This window comes from Mucilaginibacter pankratovii (assembly GCF_014773265.1).
GTDB classification, from domain to species: Bacteria; Bacteroidota; Bacteroidia; order Sphingobacteriales; family Sphingobacteriaceae; genus Mucilaginibacter; species Mucilaginibacter pankratovii.
Genome location: NZ_JACWMY010000001.1, coordinates 645,926 through 659,432 on the forward strand (window position 1 = coordinate 645,926; position 13,507 = coordinate 659,432).

Genomic DNA, 13,507 nt, shown 5'->3' on the forward strand with positions numbered 1-13,507 from the left:
AGGAGGTATATCTATTTATTTTCTTTTCCTGGTCAGCAGCAGCGCTGCCCCGCCGGCTACGATCAAGGCCGGCAACCCCCAAAGCGTAACCGATCTGTAAACAGATAATTGTTTGCGGTTCGCCATTATTGCATCGTCTTTTGGTATAGGGCGGCTCACCTTTACCGGGAACCCACCATCACTAAACCACCTAAAAATGCCATTAATAAACGGGAAATTGTAAGCCTGGCCAATTAAATTGTCGCTCATAAAATCAGCATCACCACTTATAAGTACTTTTTGTACTTTGTTTCCCTTTTCGCGCGTCAGCGTTATCATCAAAGGTTTGCTGCCTTTTTCATCACCTTGCTGCGGCTCATAACTTACAGATGTGGAAGATGGATCAAACTCCTTTATCCTATTCCAGCCATCCGCGTTACTCTTTAATAAAGTATCTACCACAAATCCCTTCGGTTCCGCTATAAGCATGGCTGCTGATGGTAGAGCAACTCTTGCATAAGGCCCCGTCATTTGTTCAAAGTACGTATTATCCTTACCTGTAAATTTGGCGCTCACCAAATCGGGCTGGGCCTTTTTGTCGGCATTAACTAACATACCTGCAGATAATTGTACACCCAGTTGCAATAAAACCGGGTTAATAACCAAGCGGTGCTGCGGTTCAGCTGCGATCAGCATATTGCCTCCGGCATCCAAATAACGCTGTATTCTTTGTATAGCCGGGTTACTTAACGGCTTTGCGGCATCTGCCAGCACTAATACGGTTGTCTCTTTTGGCACATCTGCGTTGTTCAGATCAACGCTTGATACATCAAACCCCTGGTTAATTAATGATTTCCTGGTTTTACGGGCATTGCTGAACAGTTGGTAACTTCTGTCACCTTTTAGGGTGATGCTACGTTCGTCGTCGCCATTAATAAAAACAATTAGCTGGTTCGGCCTGATCAACTTTTTAATGGCGGCAGTTATCTCGGCCTCCTCTGGAAACTGGTTATTCTCGTTATACAATCTCAAATAACTGGTTTTACCATGATAAGACAGGCGGCGGATAAACGTATTCCCTTCCGCACTCAGGTCGATCATTTTACGGATCTTGTTCGGGGGTAAAAAGCCGCCAACATCTACCTGCAGGTTATCGGCTACTTTTTCTGCTATTTGTTTTACACTTAAGCCTTTTATATCTCCCTGGTAGATCATGTTTGGGTTGTTAGCCAAATCGGTAGCGTCATAATAATAAACATAGTTCATTTTTATGCCGGGTATGAACCTTCGGAAATCCTCAAAGCGCGACAGGTCGGTATTTCTGGAAACCGGCAAACCGGCGTAAACATGCTGATCCAACAAATTCACATAGGTAGTGATCTTTAAGGGACCGTTGATTTGCCGGGCTATCTCCTGGCTGGCCGGGGTTAAGGTTCTTGATTTTTGAGCTGTAGCATCCCAATATAAAATGTTTAACGGCCTCGAACTGATGTATCCGCAAAAAAGCACAACCGTAATCAGTGCCACATACTTGCCTATCTGCACGGTAAGCGCTTTAGCCTCGCGGCCTGCTTTAAGGCGTAAAATAGTCAAGCCCAGAAACAACGAAATGATGAGCAGGTAATAAATAACATCACCGGATGTGATCAGGCCGCTCAGCATATTTTCGGTACGGCCTGATAATGAAAGGAAGTAGGTAAGGTCCCGCACAAAATCAATGCTCTGGCCAATGCCGCCCACATATTTTAATGCAGCGAATACAGCCAGCGTACTAATAGCGGCAACAACCTGGTAACCCGTAAGGCTTGACATGAATAAGCCGATGGCTGCATAAGTTGCAGTTAACAGGAAGAGGGATAATAGCCCGGCGCAGATTAAACCCACATCAGCATCTTTGATGATCATTATGCCGATAAGGCTGTAAATACCTAATATAGCCATCAGCATTAATGCGTAATACAGCATAGCCAGGTACTTACCTAAAATGATCTCTCTGATTTTTACCGGGGACGACAGTAATAATTTGATAGAACCGCTGCTGAACTCACGGCTCATCAGCCCCATGGTAAGCAGAGGGATATACAAATACAGCGTTTGCAGTACCTTATCAAATAACCCGTTTATACCAGGAAAAAGCAACTGAGTTAAGTTGTTGGCTTTTTCGCCCATCATAAATAATTCCTGGAAACTGCCCAGCATGCCAAAAAATCCCGTACCCGCCTGTACCATAAAAATGGCAAGCACCAACCAGGCCACCGGCGAATAAAAAAGTATGCTGATCTCCAGTTTGGCTATTTTAAGTATCTTGATCATAAAGCTTAGGTGGTTTTGTTTGATAACTGAGAGAAAATTTCGTCGAGGCTGCTTTTCTCCAGCATAATTTCGGTTAATTGCCAGCCATTTGTAACGGCCATTTCAATAATTTGGGAAGACACCTTTGTGCTGGTGTCAAAATGCAAACGGATACCACCATCGTTCAAAAGTTCGGTTTTGGTAATGCCTGTGATACCTGAAAGAGTTTCCATCGGCGGTGGATTATCCATATAAACCAGCAGCGAGTTGGGTAGTATATAGTTGTTAAAGGCCGTCATGGTATCTGCAAAAACCATACGTCCGCCCTCAATCATGCGGATATCATCGCAGGTGGCCTGCACTTCTGACAGGATGTGGGAGGAGAAGATAACGGCCCTTTCGGTAGCTATTTCTTTGATCAATTTGCGTACTTCCAATATCTGGTTAGGGTCCAGTCCGTTTGTAGGCTCATCCAGTACTACCAATTTGGGCAGGTGAATAATACTTTGCGCAATGCCCACGCGCTGCCTGTAGCCGCCACTCAAATTATTAATTACCCTGGAGCGAAAATGGGCCACGCCGCATTTTTCCATAGCAGCATCAACGGCTGTTTTTATATCGCGCTTATTGATATTACGCAGGTAGGCGCAGTATGTTAAATATTCGCTTACCGTAAGATCGAGATGCAGCGGAGCATTTTGCGGCAGAAAACCGATAAGCATTTTAGCGTCTTCGGGTTTTTGCCTAATGTCTATTCCACCTATGTGCACGGTGCCTTCCGTTTGGTTGAGCACGCCGCATAAGATATTCATGGTGGTTGATTTGCCTGCCCCGTTAGAACCAAGCAGGCCTAATACGCCAACTTTACTGATTTCAAGATTAATGTCTCTGATTGCCCAGTCGCGGCTGTATTTATGCGACAGATGCGATGCTTTTACAATGCTGTTTTCCACGTTTTTTACAGTTAAGCCCTCTTTAGGATGCTTTATAACCGTAAGACAATGTGCTAAACCAACGGAGGTATCGATCTATAAAATAATTGTGAAAAGAATGTTAAACTAATGCTTCAGCATCCATAGCAGGTAGATATATTGAATTAGGCCCAGTTTGGTGCGCAGTTGCTTTAGGGCATTTGAAACCTGTTTTTTTACCGTTTGCTCGGTAGTGCCCATAATAGCAGCTATCTCTTTATGGCTGAGGTGCTGCTTACGGCTCAGTTCGAACACTTCGCGCATACGGGGTGGCAGTTCTGCTATTTCTCTTTCTATAGCATCGCGCAGCATCGATTCACGCACACGGTGGTCAGTTATGGCCGTCTTTTGCAGGGAATATTGTTGAATAGAATGGATGTACTTTTCCCGTACCTGCTTTTTGGCAAAAAGATTAAGGATGTGGTTCCTGACACTCGTATACAAGTATCCGGATAAGTTATTGCCAATTTGTATAACTTCTCTTTTTGTCCATAGGGTGGAGAATACTTCCTGGATAGCATCCTGAGTTTCTTCTGTATTACGGGTTTTATTCCAGGCGTGGTTATGGAGTACTAATTTATAGCGGTTGTAAATTTCAGTGAACGCATACCTGTCCCCGGATCTTAATAATTCCGTTAAATCAGCATCTGAGTATGTACCGTAATCTGCCAAGGGGTGCTCAATTATCAATAGTAAACAAGGCCTTTATTACCAGGGAGCGGCCTTAAGAATATCTAAAGATAAAAAAATGATTAATATTAGTCGAAAGGTGATTAAACAAGCAGGGAGATCGCTTTTAGAATTCTTGCGGGCTTGTTCAGTAATGATTCGTTTAAAATCACTCTTGTTCGGGCTTGTTCGGGCTGTTCGTGCCCCATGTCGAACGCGAACAAGCCTAAAAAGCATTTGAAATTATTGACAGATGATGTTTTTCCTTCGAAAAAGGGTATCGCGTTATCGCACACGACCGCAGGGGCCACGGCAGATCAAGCCAGGGTGATTCAGGGCATGATACGGACACTTATGCAGCTGATGTAGCGGAGCTTACCGCTTTCCTGTACCTTAAAGATGCGATTCACATTGGCCACTCTACAGGTGGTGGTGAAGTGATCGGATATGCCAATAATAACCACTTCCTCTGTTATTTAATTTCTATCCACCTGTTTTTAAAAAAGCGCCCCCGGCTCTCACCACCGGGAAACGCCTATATAACCAACCAATCAATTACCTTTTATTTCTTATGTTTCTGCAGGATACTTAAACGCGCATACAACTCTGCAATGCACGCCTCATCCAAAAGCCATTTTGGCTTTTTTAGCTCATCAGCATTGGGTGTCCAGCTATGGGTTGTATAACCATATTTATCGCGCGAGTTTTGCCAGGCATAGTTCAGATCGTGCTCAACGGCACCTATATATCGGTAATCGCCATCAACCTTATAAAGTGCCTCATATCCACGGAACAATACCGTCATAAACCATGGGAGGTCGATATGCAAGGTGAGGTTCTTGTTATGCGGCACGGTACTAAAATGCATATAACTATCTTTGGCCAATTGCTGCGCCTGGGCCAGGTACATTTCATCGCCGGTTTCCTTGTAAAGTATTACGGCAGCTTCCAGTAAGGACCCTGTATTATAGCTCCAGAAAGTACGGTTGAGCTTGCCATCCATTTTGATGTCGTTGCCTATTACTCCTGTAGAATCGCGCAGCGTGTTGTACATCCAGGTATAAAACTTTTTGCCTTGCTCCAGATAATAGGGTTCTTTACATCCCTGGTAAATTTTAAGGGCGGTTAGTGTTGCCATGCCATTGGTACATGCCGGTTTTTGATCGTTGTGTCCTTCGAGCCAGGTTACACCACCGCCCATGTCGTCGTTCCATCCGCTATAGATAAATTTAAATACCTCTTTAGCGCGTTTAAGGTATAGCTGATTTTTGGTATTGAAATACGATTCCATATAATCTATACCTACCAGCCCGTTATCATCGTAGTACCGGTCGGCTTTCTCCAGCCTTACTGGGTAGGCCTGGTATCCGGTCGGCTGGCGGACACTATCGTGATACTGCTCCACCCCTATTATAAGGCTATCCTGGTAAGTTTTATACTTGCTTTTTAGCGATGGAACCCGCATTAATATATTAGTTGCCGTAAAAACACCCGAGAACGGCCACAAAAAACTCACCGGTTTTTCCGTAACAGCGGCGCCCTGAAAATAGTTCAGCGTATCTTTTTTGTTCGACGGAAAGTTCTCCGAAAACAATCCTTTATAGGCCGGGACCCGGTAATCCTTCCAGATCCTGGCGAACATGGTTTCTGCCCGCGACCGGTATACCGCAGATAATTTATCCTGGGCACCCGCATCCAAACAATTGGCGAATAGCGCTCCCGATAATAATAGAACAAGCGGATTAAATTTACGTCTCATAGCTTTTTTCAAGGTGGATGTATTTGTATGTTTTATTTTTTTAGCGTCTATCTATAATCAGACAGCATGCCCTGGGTCCGCTGCATCCATGCCTGGTCTACGCCCTCCTGCCTGGTTTCCACATTACTGCCGTCAAAATTGCAGAAATGGTAATAACCCAGGTTAGTTGTGTTGCGCAGTTTGGTGTTCATATAATCAATGTTTTGCTGCGCGTAATCCAGCCATGCGGTGTTGCCATCGCGCTGGTAAAGTTTTATCATGGCCTGCGATCCCCATACACACCAGGCAGGGTTTATCCTACCGTCGGTTGTGTTAAAGATGTAAACATGATAAGTACTGTTCCACAAAGTGGTGTTCATACTTACACCTAGATTTTGCGCTTTTGTTACGAAGGTGTTATCGGCTATTATTTGCGCGTACAGTAAAAAAGCCTCCACCATAATAGCGTTATCATAGGTGAATTTCTCGGTGTGTTTGGTACCCGCTCCGGGGCCGTCAATTTTCCAGATATATAGCCCGGTAGTGGCATCTCGCATGTTATTAATGAGCCAATCCTTTACCGAATTTGCCCAATCCTTATAAAAAGTTTGCCCGGTTATTTGATATAAGCGTAAGAAAAGCTGCAGTGCAAGCCCGTTTGTTTGGGTAGGTTTGCTCTCTTTGATGGTATTCCACCAAAAACCGCCGCCATAGGTTGCATCCCACTGCCCGCTGTTCATGAGCCAGTTGGCACAGGCCTTTGCCGAGTTTAAATAATTGGTTTTTGTGGTGCCGGTAGTAACATCGTAAGCATCCAGATAGGCTACGCCGGTAAGGGCGTTATCGTCGGTATATTTATCACCGGCGGCACCCGTTCCGTTCACATTTGCGGCAGCGAAATAACCGCCTGTGGGGCTGGCTCCGTTCCACATGTTATTCATCCATGTGTAGGTGTTATTCATGTAAGGCAGGTACGCGCTATTCCCAATTTTTACCATTTCAGCGTCGGCATAGATCTGGCTGATGTTATACCATTCGTAAGCGGTGGTGGTTTGCGTGGTTGTGTTTACTTTATAGCTGTTATAAGTTGTGAGCAAATTGCCGTAAACAAAATTGTGCGTTTCGTGGGCTTTAATGTAATAGGCCGAACTTGTGCTTTGCGTTTTCAACTTTTTACCGGCGGTGGTTGTTTCTTCAACAGCCGTTTTCGCAGCGGTGGGCGCATGATCTTTTTTACATGCGGCAAGGCAAAATGTAAGCATAGCGAATGCCGCCAATGCTTTTTTTGATTGGTTAGTTCTCATAATAGAATGTTTATAAAGGTTAAATAGAATTCATCTTTAAATCACCCTCTACTGATCCGACGGCCTTGTGCTAACTACGTTATTGTGTTGATGGCGGAGGCACTTTTACGCCCCAATTGGTATTTGGCTGGCGGCCCATAACAAATACCAGTTTGCCCCCTTGCATCAACTCATCGCGGTACAACCAGCAGTTATCTAATGGTTTACCATTAAACTCGGCCGACTGCACATATACATTCTCCGTAGAGTTATTTTTTGTAGTAATAGATAGTGTTTTGCCATTACCCAGTGTGATGGCAGCTTTATCAAAAAGCGGGCTGCCCAGCTCAATTATAGGGCGGGCATCGGTCAAGCCCTTAACATCAAACAAGCCCAGTGCATTCATTACATACCAGGATCCCAGCTGCCCCTGGTCTTCATCCTGCCCGTAACCATAACCATGAATAGGTTCGGTACCGTAAAACTCCCGCCCTATCAGCCTGGTCCATTTTTGAGTTAACCACGGTTTGCCCGAAAAATTGAACAGCCAGCTGATGTGCAGGTTAGGCTGGTTGCCATGGTTGTAAATAGAGTTGATGCCCGCAAATGCATCGATGGTTTTACCGCCGCCAAAGGCCAGCTTTTCTGATACGGTGAAAATGCTGTCTAACCGTTTATTGAAGTTATCCTTGCCAATGGCATCCACCAGGCCGGCAGGATTTTGGGGGACGTAGAAGGTGTACTGTACAGCATTCCCTTCCTGGAAACCTCTCCAGGGCTGGTAGGGGTCAAACTTGTCTACAAATTTGCCGTCGAGCCGTTTAGGGTGCATCAATTTGTTTTGAGGGTTTAAAAGTTGGCGCCAGCCATTGGAGTATTTGATGAGCTGCTGATAATCTGCCGTTTTACCCATCGATTTTGCCATTTGGGCGGTTGCAAAGGCGCTAAAACTATATTCGAGCGTATGCGAGCCAGAGAAGTTGGAGCCCGTAGAATCGGTCACAAAATCGCGCCCGGTTTGCTCCATGTGCGGCACGTAACCATGTTCTAAAAATGCTTTGGTATCCATTTTACCGGCACCCAGTATGCGGTTCTTATAATTTAAGTCGTTGGCCTTAACAGCATCATAAGCTAAATTAACATCGTAATTGCGGATGCCGGAGTTATAGGCTGCCGCTATGGCAAGCCCGACAAAGTTTGTCCCCACGCCCGATATGTATTCGCTGTTGGCAATACCATCGCCAAACCAGCCCCTATCCTTATACAACTGCAACTGCGTATTTACAAAACTGCCGTACCATTTAGGATAGCTTAGTGCCCATAACTGCGTAATATTCCAATAACCGCCCCATATGGCGTCGGTGTTAATAAATTCAGCCTTCAATTCGCCGCTTTGTTCGGGTAAGCGACCTGTGGCGCCGCCATGTTTTGGATAATCGCCATTAACATCGCTGGCAATACCCCTGCCTAATAAGGCGTGAAATAAGCCAGTGTAAAACTTTGTTTTATCGGGTACGTTTGTTCCTTCAACAACAATTTTACCAAGTTCCTGCTGCCAGGTTTGCTGCGCGTTTGCTTTTGCTTTATCGAAGGATAAACCCGTTGCTTCGGCCATATAATTAGCTTTGGCGTTTGCTAATGATGTGTACGAAAGGCCAGTTTTCACCTCTATGGTTTCGCCTTCGATGGTTTCATAATTCAGGGCCAAGCCCGCACCTACACCCTTAGCTTCAGCGGCATAAGGGTTGATTTTGTCCTTATTGAAAGCTGTAACGTTTGATGGTTTTTTGCTGAGCTCGCCGTAAAAGAACATCGCAACTTTACCTTCGGGGTCGTAAATTTTTACATACTTGGGATAGGTGAATACAAAACCCTCAAAATGGGTATCGTCGATCATTTTGATGCCGGCATCGGTAACGTCGCTGCTTTCGCCCTGTTTGTTGCCAATATCCAGTATAATGTGCGATAGCCCGTTCTTTGGGAACGTATAACGTTGAAAGCCCACGCGCTTAGTGGCGGTTAATTCGGCAGTGATATTGTAATTATCCAGCAGTACTTTGTAGTAACCGGGTTCGGCCACCTCGTTTTTCCTGTCGAATTTAGAGCGGTAGCCAACGGCAGGGCCCTCCAGATCGCCGGGTTTCACCTTTAATTCACCGTTGGTTGGCATGTAGCTTACTCCGCCTACCTGCCATTCGTGAAAATGAACAAAGCCTTCTATCGAATTTTGGCGGGTATCGTATCCCACGGCCTCCCAGCCGCTTGGGTTACCATAATGCCCGTTGGTTGAAGGGGCGAGCTTAGCCATCCCATAAGGTACCGCAGCAGGCGTATAAAAAAACCAGCGACTGTGTGCTGTACCAATATTGGGGTCTACATATTTTAGCACACTTTCGCGCTGCACACCGCAGGATGCCAGCGAAACAGCCAACAACGCAAAACCCGATCTGATAGATAATTTCATAGTAAAAACTGTATATAGTATGCTGCCAATCGGGCAGCGTTTGTTTCTTATTTATATTTGGAAAGCATTACCTGCAAGCGTTGCATCCAGGCCTGGTCTACACCTTCGTAATTCGTATACCTCCCCGCCCCGTCCAAACCGGCAAACTGAAAGTAACCGTTATTTGCGGGGTTACGAAGTACGGTATTTATCGCATCCAAATTACCTTTGGCATAATTTAGCCAGGTGGCATTATTATCTGTTTGGTATAATTTGATCATGGCTTGTGTTGCCCAGCCGCACCAGCAAGGGGTTATTCTCCTGTCGGCAGTATTAAATATGTAAACGTTATGCGGTGCGTCCCATAAAACGCGGTTCATGGCGTTGCCTACGGCCTGCGCCCTTGACACGTAATTATTATCGTTAGTAGCCTGTGCAAACAATAAAAAGGCTTCAATCATAATTGCGTTATCGTAAGTAAAAATAATGTTGTTACGAGTGCCTGTTTCTTCAAACTGCCACACGTATAAACCGCTGGCGCTATCATACATTTTACTGTTAAGCCAGGCGTTTACAGATATTGCCCAATCTTTATAGGTTGCATCCCCGGTAATAATGTAGAGTTTGGAGAAAAGCTGCAAAGCAACGCCATTGGTTTGTGTGGGTTTAACTTTCCGTTCGGTGTTCCACCAAAAACCGCCGCCGTAGGTATTATCAAACAGTCCGCTTTTGATCAGCCAGTTGGCGCATTGCTTTGCCTTATCCAGGTAAGCCGCCTTATCGGCACCGGTGGTTACTTCGTAAGCATCCAGGTAAACCATACCGGTAAGCCCGTTATCATCTACATACTTGGTGCCCGATGCGCCGCTGCCATCCAACTTAGCAAAAGCAAAGTATCCCCCGTTAGGGTCGGCTTTGTCCCACATGTTCTCCATCCATTTAAAGGTGAGGTTCATATCAGCCAGGTAGGTAGCGTCACCCGCGGCAACCATAGCTGCATCGGCATAGATCTGGCTGGCATTATACCACTCAAAGGCGCTGTTAGGATCGGTAGTGGTGTTTACTTTATAACTCCTGTACGATGTCATGAGGTTGCTTACAATAAAGCCATGCGTTTCCTTAGCCTTGGTAAGGTAAGTTGATACCGTTGGCTCGCCACCGCCACCGGGTGGCGTTACAGGCGGAGTTACCGGCGGGGTAACAGGTGTAACCGGTGTTTTGCCACATCCTGCTGCCAATAAAAGCACAACCGCCATGCATCCGTATAAGTAGTTTTTCATAGTATGAGGTTTTAAAGATCACCTGCAATGTTTTAAAACACTGCAGGTGATCTGTTAACAAGGAACGTTTGCCTTATTATTTATAAAGTGGTTACTGTATGTGTATAGGCACCATCGGTTTTAAAGTTCACATCCACTTTTACGTTGTGACGGTCTGCCGAAGGATCGAATTTATAGGTATTGGCCCATTGGTCGTTTGTAACCGGCAGCAGGAAAAAGTAAGAAGCCGCCTGGCCCGCAGGCGGGCCATTATCGCCCCTGGAGCTGCCCATGTAATGGATGCCCGCAGAGGTATGCACTACAAACTTGTAACGCTCATCGCGCCCCCACGAAAACTGGTAAAACTCAATTGGTAAACTGGCAATTTCCCAGGTGCTGTTGCCAATGTAATTAAGCTGCCCTATCTCTGAACCATACGCCGACATCCATAAACCAACCGACTGAATTTCTACGCTGGAAGTAGTGGCCACATTAAAATCAAACGTGAGTTTGTATTTTTTATCCGCGCTAATGGTTACCGGCGTACTGCCTTCTTTTATTAAACCGCCATCCACGTAGTATTTTTTACCTGCGTCGCTGGGTTTATCCGTTAAAAAATAGTTCCCGGCTTTTAGCGAAGTGTAAATTTCAAACACACCCTCTTCGTTCTTTTTTAGCTTAACGGCTTTGGTAATATCAGCGCCACCCTCGGTAGCCGAACCGGTGATGTACATATCAACAGGTATCTCGGCAAATCCTGCGGGCCTGCTCAATTGGATCGTTCTCGACTCTGATGACGCCACTACATTTGTACCTTTTGATGCCAGCACGGTCCATTTTAACTTACCGGTTGACGATGCAGCAATACCGCCCATGTTTGCTATCTTGTTCAGATCTTTGTGCGTAAGGGTAATTTTGGTTTCTACGCCGCCCCCGTTCGATACGGTTTTATAAACCGGCTTACTAAAGTCGCCGCCTTCTTTATCAAATGCTATCTGGTACAATACATAATCGCCATCTGCGGCGTTAGCGGCACTCCATTGAAAATCAACCGATGCCGGTGTTGCCGGGGCAAGCGCTACCGTTGTGTTGTTTGCCGGCAGGCTGAGGTTACCTACTGAAGTTAAATTCAGGTTTAATGGTTTTACTTCCTTTTTACAGGAGGTAATTACGAGCATGGCCATTAACAGCACACCGCCCGATTGGATAAATTTTCTCATTGCTTTATAATTTTTCAAATTGGTTTAACGATATCAATAACCCGGGTTTTGCGTAAGGTTTGGATCCAGCCCGATCTCTGATGCCGGGATAGGCCACAAATAATTCTTAGCCGGATCGAACTGGCGTTTTTGCGCGCGGATGTAACCGTTATCAACCCCTGCATCGCCAAATTTGGCACCGTGTGCAAAGCCGTTCAATACGGTTTCTGCAGTTTTCCAGCGGCGGATATCATCGGTACGGAGGCCTTCCATGGCCAGCTCTGCCCTACGCTCCCTGCGGATGATATTGGTCATATCAGCAGTACCGGGAAAATCCAAAGCACCCGCATCGGTAAAGCCCGCGCGGCGGCGAAGCAGACCGATGGTGTTGTTCCATACGGTTGCATCCATCTGGCCGAGGCTTTGTTTGGCTTCCGCATAATCCAGCAGCACTTCGGCATACCTGATCAGGTGCAGGTTTGAGCCTGATGTAAAAGAGGTCTGCGCAATTGGGTCGAAATATTTGCGCCAGTAGTAGCCTGTTGGCGATGATGCCTGCGAAGCTGGGTTATATTCGTCCAGACGCCCAGCGTCTGGGTCGGTACCGGGCTTAATATAAATGGTTTTGCTTGTGCCGTTGCCGTTTACCCAATTGTATTTATCATAAACCACAGTGGCGGTAAGGCGCGGATCGCGGTTTGTGTAAGGATTGCTTTCCACGTAGCCGGAGCCGGCATCGTTAATGCCTTTGCCATTTAGTGTGATGTAGCTATCCACCAGTTCCTGCGTTGGCGACATACCACTTACGCGGCCACCTACAGATCGTGGTGCAAAATCGAAAAACTCGCCCCAGGTGCGGATGCTCGGCACATATTGCAGGGAAAGCAAGCTTTCGTTATTGGTTTTATTAACCGTTGGGTTGCTGAACAGATCGCTGTAGTTGCTTACCAGGCTGTAAGCACCAGCCTGCCCGCCCATTAATTTTTCACAAATCGCCGCAACGTCGGCCATACGGTTACCTTCATACAATAACACCCGTGCCTCTAAAGCCAATGCGGCACCTTTGGTAATCCGGCCGTTCTCGCTGGCCGGGATCTGGTCTTTGGTAGGTAGCGCAGCAGCGGCAGCCTCCAGTTCATCTATCACAAACTTAATTACCGTAGCCTTTGGCGAGCGGGCAATGGTTTTTGCTTCATCGGCAGTAATATCCTTATCAATCAGTGGCACATCGCCATACCATTTAGCCAGGTTAAAATGCTCGAAAGCGCGTATAAAACGGGTTTCGGCTTTTAAACGGGCAATTACATCGGCAGAAAGGGTTTTATTCTGATCTATATTGGCCAGGAATATATTACACGACTTAATGGTGCTGTAATAATAAGCCCAGTCGTTTAAAAACTTACCCTGCGATGCCGTAAAGTTGCCGCTGGCTATCAGCGAGTAATCGCCCGATGAGCTGTAGGCATTATCAGAAGTAGCCTCGTTGTAAAAGTAGATACCGCTGTTATAAATTAAGCTGTAGTTGTTGTTAAGCGCGTTATATACGTTGGCATCAACGGTCCAAAAGGTTAGGTCCGAAAACCTGTCGGTTGGGGCCAGATCAAGTTTCTTGCACCCGGTTGCCGCGGTGGCCACCATAAATGCGATACAAAGTTTATTTAGAAATTTCATGTT

Annotated in this window: 9 protein-coding genes and 1 pseudogene; 1 reads left to right on the forward strand and 9 read right to left on the reverse strand. The window is 45.9% G+C overall.

Annotated features, from left to right (window positions below):
- Positions 1–15 precede the first annotated feature (15 nt).
- The 3 genes from IDJ77_RS02540 to IDJ77_RS02550 form a co-directional block, all read right to left on the reverse strand.
- Positions 16–2,292, reverse strand: a complete 2,277-nt coding sequence (locus IDJ77_RS02540) for a Gldg family protein (RefSeq protein ID WP_191187347.1) — start codon at positions 2,290–2,292, stop codon at positions 16–18.
- A gap of 5 nt (positions 2,293–2,297) precedes the next feature.
- A complete protein-coding gene (locus IDJ77_RS02545) occupies positions 2,298–3,224 on the reverse strand; it encodes an ABC transporter ATP-binding protein (protein ID WP_191187348.1) in 927 nt (308 codons plus the stop codon).
- A gap of 105 nt (positions 3,225–3,329) precedes the next feature.
- A complete protein-coding gene (locus IDJ77_RS02550; RefSeq protein ID WP_191187349.1) occupies positions 3,330–3,914 on the reverse strand; it encodes an RNA polymerase sigma factor in 585 nt (194 codons plus the stop codon).
- Positions 3,915–4,198: 284 nt separating this feature from the next.
- Here IDJ77_RS02550 and IDJ77_RS02555 point away from each other — a divergent pair.
- Positions 4,199–4,312: pseudogene (locus tag IDJ77_RS02555) on the forward strand (alpha/beta fold hydrolase); the annotation flags it as partial.
- Positions 4,313–4,473: 161 nt separating this feature from the next.
- Here IDJ77_RS02555 and IDJ77_RS02560 read toward each other — a convergent pair.
- The 6 genes from IDJ77_RS02560 to IDJ77_RS02585 form a co-directional block, all read right to left on the reverse strand.
- On the reverse strand, positions 4,474–5,670 hold the full coding sequence (locus tag IDJ77_RS02560; RefSeq protein WP_191187350.1) for a glycoside hydrolase family 76 protein: 1,197 nt from the start codon (positions 5,668–5,670) through the stop codon (positions 4,474–4,476).
- A 47-nt stretch (positions 5,671–5,717) separates the two neighbouring features.
- Complete coding sequence (locus IDJ77_RS02565; protein WP_224750931.1) at positions 5,718–6,953, reverse strand: glycoside hydrolase family 76 protein; 1,236 nt, start codon at positions 6,951–6,953, stop codon at positions 5,718–5,720.
- 79 nt (positions 6,954–7,032) lie between these two features.
- Positions 7,033–9,396: a GH92 family glycosyl hydrolase gene (locus tag IDJ77_RS02570; protein ID WP_191187351.1), complete on the reverse strand. Its 2,364-nt coding sequence runs from the start codon at positions 9,394–9,396 to the stop codon at positions 7,033–7,035.
- Positions 9,397–9,443: 47 nt separating this feature from the next.
- Positions 9,444–10,655, reverse strand: coding sequence for a glycoside hydrolase family 76 protein (locus IDJ77_RS02575; protein ID WP_191187352.1), 1,212 nt, complete (start codon positions 10,653–10,655; stop codon positions 9,444–9,446).
- 80 nt (positions 10,656–10,735) lie between these two features.
- Complete coding sequence (locus tag IDJ77_RS02580; RefSeq protein WP_191187353.1) at positions 10,736–11,854, reverse strand: SusE domain-containing protein; 1,119 nt, start codon at positions 11,852–11,854, stop codon at positions 10,736–10,738.
- 33 nt (positions 11,855–11,887) lie between these two features.
- Positions 11,888–13,504 carry a RagB/SusD family nutrient uptake outer membrane protein gene (locus IDJ77_RS02585; protein WP_191187354.1) on the reverse strand — a complete coding sequence of 539 codons (1,617 nt, stop codon included), beginning with the start codon at positions 13,502–13,504 and terminating at the stop codon, positions 11,888–11,890.
- Between the last annotated feature and the right edge of the window lie 3 nt (positions 13,505–13,507).

Bases quoted from the DNA above. Each gene is read 5' to 3' on its own strand.
- IDJ77_RS02570 (WP_191187351.1), bottom strand. From the start codon at position 9,396: ATGAAATTATCTATCAGATCGGGTTTTGCGTTGTTGGCTGTTTCGCTG.
- IDJ77_RS02585 (WP_191187354.1), bottom strand. From the start codon at position 13,504: ATGAAATTTCTAAATAAACTTTGTATCGCATTTATGGTGGCCACCGCG.
- IDJ77_RS02540 (WP_191187347.1), bottom strand. From the start codon at position 2,292: ATGATCAAGATACTTAAAATAGCCAAACTGGAGATCAGCATACTTTTT.
- IDJ77_RS02560 (WP_191187350.1), bottom strand. From the start codon at position 5,670: ATGAGACGTAAATTTAATCCGCTTGTTCTATTATTATCGGGAGCGCTA.
- IDJ77_RS02580 (WP_191187353.1), bottom strand. From the start codon at position 11,854: ATGAGAAAATTTATCCAATCGGGCGGTGTGCTGTTAATGGCCATGCTC.
- IDJ77_RS02565 (WP_224750931.1), bottom strand. From the start codon at position 6,953: ATGAGAACTAACCAATCAAAAAAAGCATTGGCGGCATTCGCTATGCTT.
- IDJ77_RS02575 (WP_191187352.1), bottom strand. From the start codon at position 10,655: ATGAAAAACTACTTATACGGATGCATGGCGGTTGTGCTTTTATTGGCA.